The following is a 17,345-nucleotide window of genomic DNA, read 5'->3' as shown; positions in this document are numbered from 1 at the left end:
AACAAAGGTTTATTAGACGTTATTTAAATGTTAGATTTTCGCGTATGCTATTAATTTTAAATGATGTATATGCGAAAAACACTTCAAAGCGTGGCAAGTTACCTAGACTTGTTCACTGAGCGACTTGGTCAATTGTTAGCTTGGAGCACCTGCTTGATGGTGCTCATTATGACCGCGGTGGTTATTTTTCGGTATGTATTCAATTTAGGCTGGATTGCTATGCAGGAGTCCATTCTATACATACATGCTGCGGTTTTTATGCTCGGTTGCGGATATGCCCTCAAATATAATGAACATGTCAGAGTCGATGTATTTTACCGTCATTTATCACAGTCCCAACAAGCTTGGATTGATTGTTTTGGTATTCTATTTTTGTTAATCCCTACAGCCGTGTTTATCTTATGGTCCAGCTATGATTATGTATTGCAATCGTGGCTAGTCAAAGAAGGGTCAATTGAAGCGGGGGGGATCCCGGCTGTTTACCTGCTAAAAACGTTACTTTTCTTGTTCCCCGTCACTTTATTAATGCAAGCAATTGCAGAGCTTTGTCGAATCATTGTGACGATATTGGGGCAAGATCCCCATGATTCACAGATACCAGAGGTGAAATGATGGATTATTTAGCACTGTATCTGTTTTTAGCGGTTTGTATGGTTTTACTAACAGGGTTTCCTGTGGCCTTTGCGTTGGCTGGTACTTCGTTAGCGTTTGCTGGTATAGGAGTGATGTTTGGGCACTTTGATATGGCCTTTTTGCAAGCTTTCCCAAATCGCCTATATGGTATTATGACAAATACCACATTATTAGCGGTTCCTTTGTTTGTCTTTATGGGCTTAATGCTCGAAAAATCCAAAGTTGCAGAAAATTTACTGGATGCGATGGCGCTTTTATTTGGTCGCACTAAAGCAGGGATGGGGATTTCGGTTGCAATAGTCGGTATGTTGTTGGCTGCCAGTACTGGTATTGTTGGGGCGACGGTCGTAACTATGGGGTTGTTGGCATTACCGACGATGCTTAAGCGTGGTTACAGTAAGCAATACAGTACAGGGGTTATTGCCGCGACAGGTACTCTTGGGCAAATAATCCCTCCTTCAATTGCCTTGGTGTTACTTGGCGATGTTCTGTCTAGTAGCTATCAACAAGCTCAGCTCAACATGGGGATCTTCAGTCCTGATAATATCTCTGTAGGTGATTTGTTTGCCGGTGCAATGATACCAGGACTTATTTTAGTACTTTTATACATTACTTACTCGATTAGTTTAGCTGTTTTAAAACCTCAAAGTGTCCCAAGCCTAACGAAAGAAGATATTGTCGAAATTAAACAGCGCCGAAAAGTTGGGCCTATCACTGCATTGGTGCCCCCGCTTATCTTGATAGGTGTGGTATTGGGGTCTATTTTATTGGGTGTTGCGACTCCAACCGAAGCCTCTGGAGTCGGTGCTTTTGGTGCATTAGTACTTGCGCTTTGGCAAAAACAGCTCTCCTTCGCTAATTTACGATATGTCACACAAGGTACCCTTAAAGTTACTGCAATGGTGTTTATGATTTTAATTGGCGCCGCGGTATTTTCATTAGTGTTTCGCGGGTTTGGTGGAGAAGAGCTCATTGTTTCATTATTCGACAAGTTACCAGGAGGTGTTTTTGCTGCGGTACTTGTGGTAATGCTGGTGATGTTTTTGCTTGGTTTTATCCTTGATTTTATTGAAATTACATTTGTGGTAGTGCCGATTGTCGCGCCTATTTTATTAATGATGGGAGTGGACCCTATTTGGTTAGGGATCATGATTGCGGTCAATCTTCAAACATCTTTTTTAACACCGCCTTTTGGTTTTGCACTTTTTTATTTACGAGGAGTGGCCCCTAAAACAGTATTAACCAGTGATATATACAAAGGAGTGATCCCATTTGTCGCGATCCAGTTGATATTACTTATTTTAATGGCTATGTATCCGCAACTCGTTACATGGTTACCTCATAAAATTTATGATTAAGGGAAAGAAATGACTAAAAAAATAATCCCGCTTTGTTGTGTTGCATTCGCTCTAATATTGGGTGGTTGTGGCGATAATTCGCAAATAAAGCCAAATCTAAACGTAGTAGCACATAACCAGCCACAGGCTGAGACAATTGAATGGAAACTTGTCACGAGTTGGCCAAAGAATTACCCGGGATTAGGCACGGCCCCTGAACGGTTTGCGAAAAATGTTGAAAAAATGAGTAATGGCCGTTTAAAAATTAAAGTCTTTGGTGCTGGAGAGCTGGTTCCTGGCTTTGAAGTCTTTGATACTGTTTCTGCAGGAACTGCAGAAATGGGGCACAGCGCAGCATATTATTGGAAGGGAAAAATTCCGGCGGCCCAATTTTTTACCGCGATTCCATTTGGAATGAATGCACAAGAAGTGAATGGCTGGTTGCATTATGGTGGTGGCCTAAAACTGTGGCAAGAGCTTTACGCTCCCTTTAATTTAATCCCTGCGGCTGGTGGCAATACAGGGGTGCAACTTGCTGGCTGGTTTAAAAAAGAGATCAACACAGTCGAAGATCTCAAAGGTCTGAAAATGCGCATACCTGGCTTAGGTGGCGAAGTGTTGAAAAAACTAGGTGGGGTGCCTGTTTCGTTGACGGGTGGTGAGTTATTTACTGCTTTGCAAACTGGGGCGATAGATGCCACCGAATGGGTGGGTCCATATAATGACTTGGCATTTGGCTTGAATAAAGCGGCTGAGTATTATTATTACTCGGGTTGGCATGAGCCTGGTGCAAATTTAGAGTTTTTAATTAATAAAACAGCATTTGAACATCTTCCTGAAGATTTACAAGCGATTGTTAATGCTGCGATGCGTGTCGCAAACACAGATATGTTAGATGAATACACCGCACGAAATAATCAAGCTCTCGAGCAATTAAAGACTAAGCATCAGGTTGATATTCGACCACTACCACCGCAAGTAATGCTAGCACTTAAGCAAGCGATGAAAGAAGTAATGAAAGAACAAGTGGCGAGTGATGATAAAATGCGCGAAATTTGGACGGCGTATAATGACTTTTTACAGCAAGTCTCTCAGTATCATACAATTTCAGAGAAGGCTTATTACTTAAATAGAGATTAAGCCGTGTTTTTAATACTCATTAGCGTCTTTTTTTTGTAATCTGGCGCTGATCAGACCTGTTTTGCCTGAATGTGATTTAAACTAGCAGGCAATTTTATGTGATAGATATGGAATCAAATAATGGTAATCAAGCCTAAAATCCGTGGATTTATCTGCACCAATGCACACCCTGTTGGCTGTGCTGAACATGTAAAAGAACAAATTGACTATGTCAAAGCGCAAGGTGCGTTAGAAAATGGTCCAAAAAATGTGTTAGTGATCGGTGCTTCAACTGGGTATGGTTTAGCATCACGTATCACTGCTGCATTTGGTTCTCAAGCAAAAACTTTGGGTATTTTCTTCGAAAAAGAAGGCACTGAGACAAAAACTGGTTCTGCTGGTTGGTATAACTCAGCTGCTTTTCATCACGCAGCTGAAGCCGAAGGTTTGTGGGCTAAAAGTATTAATGGCGATGCGTTTTCTAACGAAATCAAAGAAAAAACCATTGCAGCGATTCAAGCTGAAATGGGCAAAATTGATTTGGTCATTTATAGTCTGGCATCACCGCGTCGTACCGATCCTGCCACGGGGGATGTTTATTCATCAACTCTAAAGCCAATTGGTAAGTCAGTGACGACTAAAAATTTGAATACGTCAAAGCGTGTTATTGATGAAATTACGGTTGAAGCAGCCAATGAAGATGAAATTGCGAACACTGTAAAAGTAATGGGCGGTGAAGATTGGGAGCTTTGGTTAAATGCACTAAAAGATGCCGATGTCTTGGCTGAAAACTTTAAAACCACAGCCTATACTTACATCGGCAAAGAGTTGACTTGGCCTATTTATGGTCATGCGACTATCGGTAAAGCTAAAGAAGATTTAGATCGCGCTGCTTCTGCAATTAAGCACAGCACACGTCATTTAAAGGGTGAGGCTTATGTTTCATCTCTAAACGCCGTAGTAACACAAGCAAGTTCGGCTATTCCAATCATGCCTTTGTACATTTCTGCGTTGTTCAAAGTGATGAAAGCGGATGGTACGTATGAAGGGACAATTGAGCAGATTCATGGTTTGTTTAATGAAAATCTGTATGGAAATTCGCCGCGCTTAGATGCTGATGGCCATTTATTCCAAAATTACAAAGAACTTGAAGATTATGTGCAAGCACGAATTCAAACTGTTTGGGACTCAGTGACTACCGACACCATTGATGAGCTAACTGACTATGTGGGTTACCACAATGAGTTTTTACGATTATTCGGTTTTGGTATCGACTCAGTTGATTATGATGCGGATGTGAACTCATTAACACCAATTGAGCAAATGCTTTAAATCAAAACAATAAAATAAAAGGTCGCATAATGCGGCCTTTTTTTTTAAAGCCACTACAATGATGAGTGCAATTTTAAAAATAAGCCTTCGTGCTCGGTTTAGCTAAATAGCCTATTGACATTTATAAAGTTAAATCATTTTTATTATTTTATTTCTTGAAAAATTGCGTGGTACAAAATATGTACTTCAATTAGGTCATTTGTAAGAAGAATTTTCATAAATTGGCTCGCATAACCATGCTTAATAATGTTAAAATTCGGTGGATATGTGTGGGTTTCACTGTGTAACCTATCACTGTTTGATAAAAAATATTTATCGAGCGGTGTACTTGAGTGGACTTAAAAATAAGTTGGTTTTCACAGTAAGCAGAATTTTCAGTTTCTTTCCGTTAATGTAATGCAAGTGCGTATGATCAATATAAAAAAAGGTCTGGATCTTCCTATTGAAGGCGCACCTCAGCAAGTTATTCATGATGGCTCTGCCGTCAAACGAGTGGCTGTGCTAGGTGAAGAATTCATCGGAATGCGTCCTACCATGCAAGTTCGCGTGGATGACCAAGTCAAAAAAGGCCAAGTTCTTTTTGTTGATAAAAAGAACCCAGGCGTCAAATATACTGCTCCAGCTTCTGGCGTAGTTAAAGAAATTAACCGTGGTGCTAAGCGTGTTCTGCAGTCGGTTGTCATAGAACTTGATGGCAACGAGCAGATCACCTTTGACTCATTTTCGGCGGGTGAGCTTGCGAACCTTGACCGTGAAAAAGTCAAAGAAGTACTTGTCGAATCAGGCCAGTGGCCGGCGTTGAGAACACGCCCTTTCAGTAAAGTGGCAGCGTTGGATGCAAATCCGAGCTCAATCTTTGTTACTGCAAGTGATACTAACCCGCTAGCTGCAGACCCTGCAGTTGTGATTGCTGAGCATAGCGAAGCATTTGAAGCTGGTTTAGTTGTGGTTTCTCGCTTAACTGATGGCAAAGTGTTTGTTTGTAAAACGTCAGGTAGTTCAGTGCCTAGCTCATCGATTGCTTCTGTTGAAGTGCATGAGTTTGGTGGTGTTCATCCTGCAGGTTTAGTGGGGACTCATATCCACCACTTAGATCCAGTTTCTATGAGCAAGCAAGTATGGCATCTTGGTTATCAAGACGTTATAGCGTTTGGTAAGTTATTCCTTACTGGTGAAATTTTCACTGATCGCGTTGTTTCTTTAGCTGGTCCTTCGGTTAAAAACCCTCGTTTAATTAAAACTAGACTAGGCGTTTCTTTGACTGAATTAGTATCAGGTGAACTTGAAGATGGTGAAAACCGTATTATTTCAGGTTCAGTTTTATCTGGTAATACTGCTGCGGGCCCTCAAGCTTACTTAGGTCGTTATCATAACCAAGTTTCTGTCTTGGCTGAAGGCCGTGAGAAAGAACTGTTTGGTTGGATTGTTCCTGGTAGCAAAAAGTTCTCGGTTACGCGTACATTTTTATCGCATTTATCACCTAAACGCTTGTTTAATATGACAACGTCAACGGGTGGTTCTAATCGTTCTATGGTGCCAATTGGTAACTACGAGCGGGTCATGCCATTAGATATTTTACCCACGCTTTTATTGCGAGACCTTATTTCTCGTGACTTAGATGGGGCTATCTCTCTTGGTGCGTTGGAATTAGATGAAGAAGATTTAGCGTTATGTACCTTCGTTTGTCCTGGTAAATACGAATATGGAGCGATCCTTCGTGACTGCCTGACAACAATTGAGAAGGAAGGTTAATAATGAGCTTAAAAAATTATTTAGAGAAAATTGAACCTAACTTTGAACCAGGTGGAAAATATGAAAAATGGTATGCGCTTTACGAAGCTGCAGCGACTATTTTTTATACTCCGGGCCTAGTGACTAAAAATGGTTCACACGTTCGTGACAACATCGACCTAAAACGCATCATGATTTTAGTGTGGATGGCAACATTCCCAGCTATGTTTTTTGGAATGTTTAATATTGGTCATCAAGCGACAGCTGCATTAGCGAGTGGTTTTGAACTGGCCAATACATGGCAAGTAGGCTTGTTCCAAATGCTTGGTGGTGAGTTGACTGCTGATGCAGGCTGGGGCGCCAAAATGTTTTATGGTGCATGTTTCTTCTTACCTATTTACGCTGTTACATTTGCTGTAGGTGGCTTTTGGGAAGTAATTTTCGCCTCAGTGCGCAAGCACGAAGTGAATGAAGGATTCTTCGTAACTTCGGTGTTATTTGCATTGATTCTTCCTGCAACTATTCCTTTATGGCAAGTTGCACTAGGTATTACCTTTGGTGTGGTAATCGCTAAAGAAGTATTTGGTGGTACGGGCCGTAACTTCTTAAATCCTGCGCTTGCTGGTCGTGCTTTTTTATTCTTCGCTTACCCAGCTCAAATTTCAGGTGATACAGTGTGGACTGCAGTAGATGCATTTTCAGGTGCAACTATGTTAGGTCAAGCTGTTGTTGGAAGCATTGATTACAGCAATATGGAATTATGGTTAAACGCTTTCTATGGTTTTATTCAAGGTTCAGTAGGTGAAACGTCAACGCTAGCGATCATGCTTGGTGGTTTATTCTTAATCTATGTCCGCATTGCTTCATGGCGCATTGTTGTGGGTGTAATGATAGGTATGGTAGCCACGTCGTTCTTACTAAATGCAATTGGTTCTGAAACAAATGCTATGTTCTCAATGCCTTGGCATTGGCATTTAGTGTTAGGTGGATTTGCGTTTGGTATGTTCTTCATGGCGACAGACCCAGTATCTGCATCATTCACTGACCGTGGTAAGTGGTCTTACGGTATCTTAATTGGTTTTATGGTTGTGATGATCCGTGTTGTAAACCCTGCATATCCAGAAGGTATGATGTTAGCGATTTTATTTGCTAACTTGTTTGCGCCGTTATTCGATCACTTCGTTGTGCAGTCTAACATCAAGAGGAGGTTAGCACGCAATGTCTAGTAATAACGAATCTATTGGTAAAACGCTTGGCGTCGTTGTTGCACTTTGTTTAGTGTGTGCGATCTTTGTATCGTTTGCTTCAGTTCAATTACGTCCTTTCCAAGACGAGAACAAAGCGAAAGATATTCAACGTAATATTTTAGCTGCAGCTGGCTTCGCTGATGTAACAGACGTAAAAGCAGTGTTTGAGAAGAACATTGAAGCACGTGTTGTCAACATGAAAACAGGTGAGTTTGTCGATACTGATCCAAATAGCTTTGATTTTGAGAAATCAAAATTTGACGCAAAACGCAGTGTTAAATTAGACAAAGAAACAGATACAGCAGGGATTCAGCGTATGACGACTGAGTCTCCTGTGTACTTTGCTAAAAATGCTCAAGGTGCTGTTGAGTCTATCATTCTTCCTGTGCAAGGTTACGGTCTCTGGGGTGTAATGTTTGGTTTTATCGCGCTTGAGCCAGATACTAAAACGATTAAATCAATTAACTTCTATAAGCACTTTGAAACGCCTGGCTTAGGTGGCGAAATTCAGAATGCAAAATGGGTGTCTACGTGGGAAGGTAAACAACTTCCTGTTGATATCGTAAAAGCAAATGCTGCGGGTGATGTTCACAAGGTAGATGGTTTATCGGGTGCTACATTAACGTCTAAGGGTGTTGATAATACCTTTAAGTTCTGGACAGGTGAAAACGGCTTCGGTCCTTTCCTTGCTAAAGTTCGTCAAGGAGCATTGAATAATGGCTAATACTAAAGAAATGAAGTCGGTTTTATTTGGACCGGTTTTTGCCAATAACCCAATTGCACTTCAAGTACTAGGTGTTTGTTCTGCGTTAGCGGTTACTTCAAGTCTTAAAAATGCGGTAATTATGTCAATAGCTTTGACATTAGTGACGGCTTTTTCAAGCATGTTCATTTCATTGATCCGTAATCAGATTCCTTCAAGTGTTCGTATTATCGTGCAAATGACCATCATTGCATCGTTAGTAATCATTGTTGACCAAGTATTGCAGGCATTCTCTTATGCGACAGCTAAAGAACTATCTGTATTTGTTGGTTTGATTATTACTAACTGTATCGTAATGGGTCGTGCAGAAGCATATGCAATGAAGTCACCACCACTCATGTCATTTTTAGATGGTATTGGTAATGGATTGGGTTATTCAGTGGTATTAATCACTGTCGGCTTTATTCGTGAGTTATTTGGTTCAGGTAAACTATTTGGTGCTGAAATTTTACCATTAGTGTCTGATGGTGGTTGGTATCAGCCTATGGGCTTACTGATTCTTCCGCCAAGTTCTTTCTTCATCATTGGTTTATTCATTTGGGTACTTCGTACTTACAAGAAAGACCAAGTAGAAGCGAAAGGTTAAGGAGAGAACAATGGAACATTATATTAGTTTATTTGTTAAAGCAGTTTTCATTGAAAACTTAGCGTTATCATTCTTCTTAGGTATGTGTACATTTTTGGCTGTATCGAAAAAAGTTACAACTTCGATCGGTTTAGGTGTCGCTGTTATCTTCGTACTAGGTATTTCAGTACCCGTTAATAACCTCGTTTTCCACGCGGTGTTGGCTCCAGGCGCACTTGAATGGTTGGGCTTTCCTGAAGCTGACTTAAGCTTCTTGCGTTTCCTAACATTTATCGGTGTTATTGCAGCACTTGTGCAAATTCTAGAAATGGCCTTAGATAAGTTTTTCCCTGCACTATACAATGCATTAGGTATCTTTTTACCATTAATCACAGTTAACTGTGCGATTTTTGGTGCGGTATCTTTCATGGTCGAGCGTAACTATAACTTCACTGAATCAGTGGTTTATGGTATTGGCTCTGGTGTGGGTTGGGCACTTGCAATTGCAACACTTGCAGGTATTCGTGAAAAAATGAAATATGCTGATATTCCTGATGGACTTCGTGGTTTAGGTATTACCTTTATTACTGTTGGTCTGATGGGTCTTGGTTTTATGTCATTTTCTGGTATTTCACTTTAAGGTAGCAAGGAAAAATCATGCTTGAGGTATATTTAGGCGTAGGTATGTTCACCGCTATCGTGGTACTACTTGTTTTAGTTATTATTGCAGCTAAATCTAAGTTAGTGGCCAGTGGTGACATTATCATCGGTGTCAATGGCGATGCTGATAAAGCAATTAAAACATCTGCAGGTAACAAACTACTAGGCGCACTCGCTGACGCTGGTATTTTTGTATCATCAGCCTGTGGTGGCGGTGGCTCTTGTGGTCAGTGTCGTGTTCACATTCATTCAGGCGGTGGTGATATATTACCGACTGAACTTGATCATATCTCTAAAGGCGAAGCGCGCGAAGGTTGTCGTTTAGCCTGTCAGGTAAATGTGAAAACAGATATGGAAATTGAATTAGAAGAATCAATTTTCGGTGTTAAAAAATGGGAATGTGAAGTTATCTCTAACGATAACAAAGCAACATTCATCAAAGAGCTGAAGCTTGGAATCCCTGATGGCGAGTCGGTGCCTTTCCGTGCTGGTGGTTATATTCAAATTGAGGCGCCACCACATCATGTTAAATATGCAGACTTTGATGTCCCTGCAGAATACCGTGGTGACTGGGAGCATTTTGGTTTCTTCAATCTGGAGTCAAAAGTAGACGAGGAAACAATCCGCGCATACTCAATGGCTAACTATCCAGAAGAAGAAGGCATTATTATGCTAAACGTGCGTATCGCTTCTCCGCCGCCAAATAATTTGTCACTTCCTTGTGGTAAAATGTCTTCGTACATATGGTCATTAAAAGAAGGTGATAAAGTATGGATTTCTGGTCCATTTGGTGAGTTCTTCGCTAAAGACACTGACGCTGAAATGGTCTTTGTTGGTGGTGGTGCAGGTATGGCCCCAATGCGTTCACACATTTTCGATCAGCTTAAACGTTTAAACTCTAAGCGTAAGATGAGCTTCTGGTATGGTGCTCGTTCTAAGCGTGAAATGTTTTACGTTGAAGATTTTGATGGGTTAGCAGCCGAAAATGACAACTTCGTATGGCACTGCGCACTATCAGATCCGCAACCAGAAGATAACTGGGAAGGTTACACAGGCTTCATCCACAACGTGTTATTCGAGAACTACCTGAAAGATCACGAAGCACCTGAAGATTGTGAGTTCTACATGTGTGGTCCTCCAATGATGAATGCTGCGGTTATCAATATGCTCAAAGAACTAGGTGTTGAAGAAGAAAATATCTTATTAGATGACTTCGGTGGCTAGCCAAAAAGTTTAGACCCATAATAGAAATTATTAGGGTAATATAGGCTTCTTATTTACAATAGTAGATAAGAAGCCTTTTTTGTATCGATTTGAAAGTGTTGAGGAATAAAATGAAGAGCTTGAATTGGTTTAGCTTAATAAGTATCTTGTTGATAGCCCTGTTTTTACAAGGCTGCGAGCCAGCGAAAGATAATGAACGGGTACAAGAGGTCTTGCTTCAAGGTAAAACAATGGGTACTACATTTACAGTTAAAGTATTTGTGCCTGTTGAGCAAATGCAATCGATAAATTTATATTCAGAAGTTACCGATGTCTTGGCACAAGTTAATCAATCAATGTCGACTTATATTCCTGACTCTGAAATATCACTGTTTAATCAATCGCGACTCACCACGCCATTTCAAATATCTGATGACTTTCGCATTGTGGTAGCTGAATCGATTCGTTTAGGTAAAAGTACACGTGCACTCGACGTCACTATGGGGCCTTTAATTGATTTATGGGGATTTGGTCCTAATAAACACCCGGTAAAAATTCCCGAAGATGAGACGCTTAAACTGATTCAAAAGCGCATTGGAGTCGATAAATTAATACTTAATGAGCAGGGACTAGCAAAATCAATACCAGATCTAGAAGTTAGCTTTTCAGCAATAGCTAAAGGTTATGGCATTGATAAAGTAGCGCAGTTACTAGAACAAAAAAATCTCACTAATTATATGGTAGAAATTGGGGGTGAGTTGCGTCTATCAGGTAAAAAAGCCAATGGGGAAGATTGGGTTATTGCCATTGAAGAGCCAGACCCGACTCTTGATCAAAGAGTAATCCACAAAACTTTTAAGCCAGGTACCATGGCAGTGGCCACGTCTGGTGATTATCGGATTTATTATCAGTTAGATGGGCAAACATTTGCTCATATCATCAGCCCAACCACAGGGAAGCCTATTGTCCAAGATTTGGTCTCAGTAACCGTACTTTCTCCTTCAGCCATGACGGCTGACGGTTTAGCAACTGCATTACTGGCAATGGGCACTGTTCAGGCAAAAGCGTACGTTGAAAAAAATAATATTGCCGCGTATTTTATTTCAAAAACAAATTCGGGTTTAGCTACTTATTCGAGCCCAGCTTTTACACCTTATCTATAGAAAAACTGGGATTTTAATCATGTAAAAGGCTATAATTAGCACGGGTATTATAGGTAATGATTGAGTATTGGGGCGAAAAATGTCTTTATTTATACTGACGTTTGTATTGTTTATGGTTGTGATTGCCGCTATGGCAGTAGGTATGGTAGTACAAAAAAAATCAATGGCAAGTAGCTGTGGTGGCTTAGGTGCTGTTGGTGTCGAAAAGGCATGCGATTGTGATAATCCATGCGATAAACGCAAAAAGCGAATGGCAAAAGAAGAAGTTTGGAAACAAAACCAAATTTTGTAAAGAAAGCGCGTAAGCGCTTTTTTTGTATCTAAAATAATTGACACTGTATAAATGAACAGTAATCATTGTCAGTATGAAAAAATTTATACATATCGACATGGATTGTTTTTACGCAGCTGTTGAAATGCGTGATAACCCCGATCTTGTAGACAAACCGATTGCAATTGGTAGTGATAGCCGTCGTGGGGTTATTTCTACAGCAAATTATATAGCTCGCCAGTATGGCGTGCGATCTGCTATGTCTAATTATCAAGCAAAAAAACTGTGCCCAGAGTTAATTATGGTACCAGGACGAATGCAGGTTTATAAAGATGTTTCAAAGCAAATTAGAACCATATTTAATCAATATACGGATTTAGTTGAACCGTTATCACTTGATGAAGCTTATTTAGATGTAACAAATTCGCAGTTTTGTGCTGGTAGTGCGACATTAATGGCACAAGCGATTCGAGAGCAAATTTTTCAAACTACTGGACTGACAGCGTCTGCCGGGGTGGCTCCTATCAAGTTTGTGGCCAAAATAGCGAGCGATTTAAATAAACCAAATGGCCAATATGTTGTCAATCCAGAGCAAGTTTCACATTTTTTGTTTGAGCTGGATTTAGCTAAAATACCTGGAGTGGGTAAAGTGACCTTAAATAAGCTACACGTCATGGGACTCTATCGTGGCCAAGATGTACTCGAGCGTGACGAAAGTTGGCTTGTAAGTCGCTTTGGGCAATTCGGTTCGTCTTTATATCGAAAGTGTGCAGGTTTGTCTGAAGGAAACGTTCAAATCGAACGAGTAAGAAAGTCATTAAGTGTTGAGCATACTTATGAATTTGATTTAGTCAGTGTGAAAAATTGCACAGATAAGATCCCCATATTATTAAAGGAGCTAGAAAGAAGGTTACACAATCAAAACTTACTTAATCGAATTAATAAGCTTTCAGTTAAAGTAAAGTTTTCTGACTTTATTACAACGACAGCTGATGTTTCGTCTACAAATTTAGATAAAACAACGTTTGAAAACTTGATGATTAAAGCAATTGCTCGAGGAGGACAAAAGTCAGTGCGTTTGCTTGGCTTAGGGGTCGGGATATCATCAGTAATGGAAAGCCCGCAATTAGAGTTAGATTGTTAATGACTAATTCAACTGATTCGTTAGCTATTTAAAACTCAATTCACTTTGAATAAATCAGACAAAGTGAATTGATGAATTATCTATTGGATATTCTTTGAGTCGGCTTAGATTTACTTAATTTAAACTCTCTTTGAGAGTTTAAACTTATCTATTTGTTTTTGAACTTCATTTGATTCATCGAGTGCTTTGCCGACAGAGTGATTGGCTTTTTGGATACTTGAATCATTGTCACTTGCGAGATGCGTAATTTCAGAAACTTGTTTAGTTACATCTCTTGCAACGGCACTTTGCTCTGTTGCGGCGGTGGCCATTTGCTCATTAAATGCTTCAATTTTATGAATTTGCTCATTGACTGAGTTTAAACTCACCCCTGCATTTTCAGCTGATTTTAACGTATGCTCAGCAAGATCATGTGATACCTGCATTGCTTGCATAGAATTTTCAGAGCCTTGCTGTAAGGCATGAATGATAACATTTATTTCTGCGGTTGATTCTTGTGTCCGTTGGGCTAAGGATCTCACTTCATCTGCTACCACAGAAAAACCACGGCCTTGCTCTCCGGCGCGGGCAGCTTCTATTGCTGCATTTAATGCAAGTAAGTTAGTTTGGTCTGCAATATTACGGATCACCTCAAGTACGCTGGTAATACTTTGAGTCTTTTCTTCTAGTTCAGACATTTGCTTGCTTGTTGCAGCCATTGCGTCTGAAAGCTGTTTGGTTGCATCGAGATTTTTTTGCACGTTTACATTACCATTCTGCGCTTCTTCTACTGCGTTGTGGCTTGCATCACTTGTTTGCTGGGCATTGTACGCAACATCTTCAGAAGTTGTGGCCATTTCCTCCATTGCAGCTGAAATCTGAATTGTTAAATCAGTTTGGAGCTGAGTTTTAGTGGTTATTTCTTTGAAATGCTTTTGTAAAGTGGTTAAGTCTTCGCTTAAATGTAATGACGCATTTGTGACTGTTTGTAGTGTTTGATCAAAGGTATCGAGCATTTGGTTAAAAGAGGTCATTACGATGCCAACCTCATCTTCAGTTATATCACTTTGGTTTACACGTTGGCTCAAATCCATTGTATTTGCTGTGTTTTTGATAAATCTGCTCAGTTTTCTAATCGGTGTAACAATAAAATTACTTAGCAGTATGGCGGCAAAAAAGGCAAGTAAGAGCATGATCGCTGTAGTTGCTAATGTGATAAATGAGATATTCGATGCAAACTGGTCAATATCTGAAAATGCTTCTACCTGGCTTATTTCACTAACCAGTGCCCACTTTTGACCATGAATGTCGAATGACGTATATGCAGTAATCAAGGGTTCTTGTTGAAAGTTAATTATGGTCGTGACTCCAGACTCTCCGGCCAATGCGCGATCAATTGCATTATTTTTGATACGTTGAAACCCAACAGTCGTATTTTTCAAGTCGATATTGTCGATAGCCTCCTGATTAAGATTTGTTTTCTTTATGCTATCTAGGTACCTTTCTTTATTTTCGATTAACAGGCGGCCTTCGCTTCGCATCGTATTATCGCTTGCAACTAAATATGTTTCACCAGAGTTCCCCAAGCCCCTTTGTGACCATTGCTGCCCATATGTGGTGATATCATTTATTTTATCGATTGGCATTTGAAAAACGAGCACTGCGATTTTTTTATTATTGGCAAATATGGGGGTGCCGATAAATGCTGCGGGTGCTTGATAGGAGGGGAGATATTGTTCGAAGTCTTCGTACGCGACATCTCCCTCAGTGAGTGCGTTTGCAGCATGGAATACATTCGCTAAGCCGCTGTCTTTAAAGGGGCCATCATTCATCGAGGTTGCGTAATCTAATTCTTTATAGACGGAATAGATGACATGACTTGTTTGCGCGTCAATTAGGAAAATGTCGTAATATCCGAAACGAGCTAAATAATCATTTAAAAATGGGTGATAGCGAGCATGTAATTCATTGTATTGGCTTGCCCCCTCTGATGACATGAGTTTATTTTTACTACCTAATGGGTGAGAGTTTTTAGCTATGTAATTGTTTTGATAAAAAATAGCCTGCCGGTCTAATTGATTGAGTAATTTTTTACTATCAATTTGTGAGCCATTTTTTTCTGAGTATTGGGTAGAAAAATCATTTTCATAATACGTCTTTATAGCTTTATTGCTCACCTCGCTTTCTATGTTGTGAAATGCTTTGATAAACTCTGAAGCAGCATCAATTAATGTTTCGCTGCTTGCAAGTGTAATGAGTTGATTGTCTATCAAGGTAAAATAATCAGTCAGCTGCTCTTTTTTAGCATCCCTGAGACCAATTAAGCGTTGATGTATTTGACCTTCTAATGCTTCACTTGCTTTATTAGTACTATAACTACCTAAAATGATTGATAACACAACCAATGAGATAGCAACAAGAATGGAAAAACTTGAGGTGATTTTGGTTTTTAAATTCATAATTTGCAGCTCGCACTTATTTGTTAGTGAAGTATAGTCCAACAAAGTGAAGTTGATATTTTTTTGACCTTTTCGAATCTTTTAATTGCTTGGTATTCCCATATTGTTTTGCGATAATTTGATTTCCTTTCTTGTTTAAGAGTTTCACTATGTCTCAGCTTATTTTGTCCACTATTGGTGCCGATGACTTTCTGCACAGTACAGATTTTGATGCGTTAATTATTATCGCTGATGATTTTTCTAAAGTGACATCCCCTCAAATATCAGCTCATATTCAACAGTCTCAGTTAATAGATCAACGTATCGGTAAGCAAGTTGTTACTTTAATTTGTGAGCATGTACCCGGGAAGCGTTTAATCCTCGCGCCAACAGGCAGTCTATCTCGTGATTATGATGATGTGAGGCGCTTTTTCGATGCGGCAAAACTCGGGATTAATGAAGCCAAATTAGCGGGTAGTACAGCGCCAATTTTACATGTAATAAGTGCAGGTTTAGATGCCAAATTTACCCACGCTGCTTCTGTGGCTTATTTAGGGGTCGAACAAGCGCTTTGGCAGCCGCTTGAAGCGCGAGAGTTTCACGGTGAGGCTATCAGCCCAATTAAAAAGTTAGCGTTAGTTGGCGCGAGTGAAGAACAGATAAAGCAGCTCAGTGCGTTAGCGAAAGGTCAAACAGCCGCTCGAGATTTGTGTGGCACTGAGCCTGAGCGTATGTCACCTCCAAACTTTGCTCAATATTGCGTCGATTTATTTGCTGACTCTCCTGTAGCGACTGAAGTGATTGCTGATTTGAAGTTTATTGATGATCAGTATCCAATGCTTAGCACAGTCGCACGTGCTTCTTATGCGGTGGAACGTCATCACCCTCGTGTGGTCAAAATGACGTATATCCCTGAAGGTGAGATCCACAAAACATTACTTATTGTCGGCAAGGGCTTAGTTTATGACACCGGTGGTGCAGACTTAAAGGTGGGTGGTGCGATGGCTGGCATGAGCCGAGATAAGGGCGGTGCTGCATCAGTCGCAGGATTAATGAAATCCATCGCTGAATATCAGCCTAAAGGGGTGAAAGTGGTCGCAATGCTAGCGGTGGTTCGTAATTCAATTGGTTCAGATTGTTTTGTGCCGGATGAAATTGTGACAAGCCGTGCGGGTGTACGAGTTAGAATTGGAAATACAGATGCTGAAGGCCGCTTAGCTATGGGTGATTTACTGCATGAACTCAAAGAAGTCGCTAAGAATGAGATTAATCCAGAGTTGTTTACAGTTGCCACCTTAACGGGTCATGCAGCACGTGCTATGGGTCCTTACACAGCTTTAGTCGAAAACGGCCCTGCGTTAGCACAGCGCTTATCTGCCACTTTTGCTCAGCAAGGCGATTTGTGGGCGGATGGCAGTGAGGTATCTCGCAGTCGCCGTGAAGATTATGATTTTATTCGTCCTCGTACTTTAGCCGATGATGTCATGTCAAGTAACAGTGCGCCATCAGCAATTACGGCACGTGGTCATCAGTTCCCTATGGCATTTTTGGCGATAGCCTCAGGGCTAGATAAACATGGCTTAGACTCTGAGCAACCCCTTCCGTATGTTCACGTTGATATTGCAGGGAGTGGTGTCGAAGGCGGGGATTGGCAAAATGGTAAACCGACAGCCGCATCGTTGACGAGCTTTTTTACTACTTACTGCCTTTAAACGTGTTGATTAAATCGTTAAGAAAAAAGAGCTAACTTAGGTTAGCTC

General features: G+C 40.5%; 15 protein-coding genes. 14 read left to right on the top strand and 1 reads right to left on the bottom strand.

Annotation, left to right across the window (positions count from 1 at the left end; translation table 11 throughout):
• Positions 1–69 precede the first annotated feature (69 nt).
• The 13 genes from AC3KVK_RS12615 (at position 70) to dinB (ending at position 13,168) form a co-directional block, all read left to right on the top strand.
• The gene (locus AC3KVK_RS12615) at positions 70–612 is read left to right on the top strand and encodes a TRAP transporter small permease subunit (protein ID WP_490311523.1); all 543 of its coding nucleotides are present in this window, start codon (positions 70–72) and stop codon (positions 610–612) included.
• Positions 612–1,991 carry a TRAP transporter large permease gene (locus tag AC3KVK_RS12610; protein ID WP_490311668.1) on the top strand — a complete coding sequence of 460 codons (1,380 nt, stop codon included), beginning with the start codon at positions 612–614 and terminating at the stop codon, positions 1,989–1,991. The genes AC3KVK_RS12615 and AC3KVK_RS12610 overlap by 1 nt, the downstream gene beginning before the upstream one ends.
• 9 nt (positions 1,992–2,000) lie before the next feature.
• Positions 2,001–3,110, top strand: a complete 1,110-nt coding sequence (locus AC3KVK_RS12605; RefSeq protein ID WP_490311522.1) for a TRAP transporter substrate-binding protein — start codon at positions 2,001–2,003, stop codon at positions 3,108–3,110.
• A 120-nt stretch (positions 3,111–3,230) separates the two neighbouring features.
• Positions 3,231–4,421: an enoyl-ACP reductase FabV gene (fabV, locus tag AC3KVK_RS12600; protein WP_490311521.1), complete on the top strand. Its 1,191-nt coding sequence runs from the start codon at positions 3,231–3,233 to the stop codon at positions 4,419–4,421.
• 408 nt (positions 4,422–4,829) lie between these two features.
• A complete protein-coding gene (locus tag AC3KVK_RS12595) occupies positions 4,830–6,173 on the top strand; it encodes a Na(+)-translocating NADH-quinone reductase subunit A (protein ID WP_490311520.1) in 1,344 nt (447 codons plus the stop codon).
• Between the two features lie 2 nt (positions 6,174–6,175).
• Positions 6,176–7,378: an NADH:ubiquinone reductase (Na(+)-transporting) subunit B gene (locus AC3KVK_RS12590; protein ID WP_490311519.1), complete on the top strand. Its 1,203-nt coding sequence runs from the start codon at positions 6,176–6,178 to the stop codon at positions 7,376–7,378.
• Positions 7,371–8,123 carry a Na(+)-translocating NADH-quinone reductase subunit C gene (locus tag AC3KVK_RS12585; protein ID WP_490311518.1) on the top strand — a complete coding sequence of 251 codons (753 nt, stop codon included), beginning with the start codon at positions 7,371–7,373 and terminating at the stop codon, positions 8,121–8,123. Before AC3KVK_RS12590 ends, AC3KVK_RS12585 begins: the two co-directional genes overlap by 8 nt.
• Positions 8,116–8,748: an NADH:ubiquinone reductase (Na(+)-transporting) subunit D gene (locus AC3KVK_RS12580; RefSeq protein ID WP_086742557.1), complete on the top strand. Its 633-nt coding sequence runs from the start codon at positions 8,116–8,118 to the stop codon at positions 8,746–8,748. The genes AC3KVK_RS12585 and AC3KVK_RS12580 overlap by 8 nt, the downstream gene beginning before the upstream one ends.
• 10 nt (positions 8,749–8,758) lie before the next feature.
• Positions 8,759–9,367: an NADH:ubiquinone reductase (Na(+)-transporting) subunit E gene (gene nqrE / locus AC3KVK_RS12575; RefSeq protein ID WP_086742558.1), complete on the top strand. Its 609-nt coding sequence runs from the start codon at positions 8,759–8,761 to the stop codon at positions 9,365–9,367.
• Positions 9,368–9,384: 17 nt separating this feature from the next.
• Positions 9,385–10,611 carry an NADH:ubiquinone reductase (Na(+)-transporting) subunit F gene (gene nqrF, locus AC3KVK_RS12570; protein WP_086742559.1) on the top strand — a complete coding sequence of 409 codons (1,227 nt, stop codon included), beginning with the start codon at positions 9,385–9,387 and terminating at the stop codon, positions 10,609–10,611.
• Positions 10,612–10,721: 110 nt separating this feature from the next.
• Positions 10,722–11,753: an FAD:protein FMN transferase gene (locus tag AC3KVK_RS12565; RefSeq protein ID WP_490311517.1), complete on the top strand. Its 1,032-nt coding sequence runs from the start codon at positions 10,722–10,724 to the stop codon at positions 11,751–11,753.
• A gap of 79 nt (positions 11,754–11,832) precedes the next feature.
• A complete protein-coding gene (gene nqrM / locus AC3KVK_RS12560; protein WP_490311516.1) occupies positions 11,833–12,045 on the top strand; it encodes a (Na+)-NQR maturation NqrM in 213 nt (70 codons plus the stop codon).
• A 73-nt stretch (positions 12,046–12,118) separates the two neighbouring features.
• Positions 12,119–13,168: a DNA polymerase IV gene (gene dinB, locus AC3KVK_RS12555; RefSeq protein ID WP_490311515.1), complete on the top strand. Its 1,050-nt coding sequence runs from the start codon at positions 12,119–12,121 to the stop codon at positions 13,166–13,168.
• Between the two features lie 119 nt (positions 13,169–13,287).
• Here the strand turns inward: dinB and AC3KVK_RS12550 are convergent, their stop codons facing one another.
• Positions 13,288–15,606 (bottom strand): methyl-accepting chemotaxis protein, encoded by a 2,319-nt coding sequence (locus AC3KVK_RS12550; protein WP_490311514.1) that lies wholly within the window; start codon positions 15,604–15,606, stop codon positions 13,288–13,290.
• Positions 15,607–15,755: 149 nt separating this feature from the next.
• Between AC3KVK_RS12550 and AC3KVK_RS12545 the strand changes: the two genes are divergently transcribed.
• Positions 15,756–17,297 carry a M17 family metallopeptidase gene (locus AC3KVK_RS12545; protein ID WP_490311513.1) on the top strand — a complete coding sequence of 514 codons (1,542 nt, stop codon included), beginning with the start codon at positions 15,756–15,758 and terminating at the stop codon, positions 17,295–17,297.
• Positions 17,298–17,345 lie beyond the last annotated feature (48 nt).

This window comes from Pseudoalteromonas sp. J2K-J979 (assembly GCF_058169715.2).
Note: the sequence above shows the minus strand (reverse complement) of the source record. Positions and strands in the feature narration are given on the sequence as shown.

Bases quoted from the DNA above. Each gene is read 5' to 3' on its own strand.
- AC3KVK_RS12610 (WP_490311668.1), top strand. From the start codon at position 612: ATGGATTATTTAGCACTGTATCTGTTTTTAGCGGTTTGTATGGTTTTA.
- AC3KVK_RS12605 (WP_490311522.1), top strand. From the start codon at position 2,001: ATGACTAAAAAAATAATCCCGCTTTGTTGTGTTGCATTCGCTCTAATA.
- nqrF (WP_086742559.1), top strand. From the start codon at position 9,385: ATGCTTGAGGTATATTTAGGCGTAGGTATGTTCACCGCTATCGTGGTA.
- AC3KVK_RS12580 (WP_086742557.1), top strand. From the start codon at position 8,116: ATGGCTAATACTAAAGAAATGAAGTCGGTTTTATTTGGACCGGTTTTT.
- AC3KVK_RS12565 (WP_490311517.1), top strand. From the start codon at position 10,722: ATGAAGAGCTTGAATTGGTTTAGCTTAATAAGTATCTTGTTGATAGCC.
- AC3KVK_RS12590 (WP_490311519.1), top strand. From the start codon at position 6,176: ATGAGCTTAAAAAATTATTTAGAGAAAATTGAACCTAACTTTGAACCA.
- AC3KVK_RS12595 (WP_490311520.1), top strand. From the start codon at position 4,830: ATGATCAATATAAAAAAAGGTCTGGATCTTCCTATTGAAGGCGCACCT.
- AC3KVK_RS12545 (WP_490311513.1), top strand. From the start codon at position 15,756: ATGTCTCAGCTTATTTTGTCCACTATTGGTGCCGATGACTTTCTGCAC.
- AC3KVK_RS12615 (WP_490311523.1), top strand. From the start codon at position 70: ATGCGAAAAACACTTCAAAGCGTGGCAAGTTACCTAGACTTGTTCACT.
- dinB (WP_490311515.1), top strand. From the start codon at position 12,119: ATGAAAAAATTTATACATATCGACATGGATTGTTTTTACGCAGCTGTT.
- nqrM (WP_490311516.1), top strand. From the start codon at position 11,833: ATGTCTTTATTTATACTGACGTTTGTATTGTTTATGGTTGTGATTGCC.
- AC3KVK_RS12550 (WP_490311514.1), bottom strand. From the start codon at position 15,606: ATGAATTTAAAAACCAAAATCACCTCAAGTTTTTCCATTCTTGTTGCT.
- nqrE (WP_086742558.1), top strand. From the start codon at position 8,759: ATGGAACATTATATTAGTTTATTTGTTAAAGCAGTTTTCATTGAAAAC.
- AC3KVK_RS12585 (WP_490311518.1), top strand. From the start codon at position 7,371: ATGTCTAGTAATAACGAATCTATTGGTAAAACGCTTGGCGTCGTTGTT.
- fabV (WP_490311521.1), top strand. From the start codon at position 3,231: ATGGTAATCAAGCCTAAAATCCGTGGATTTATCTGCACCAATGCACAC.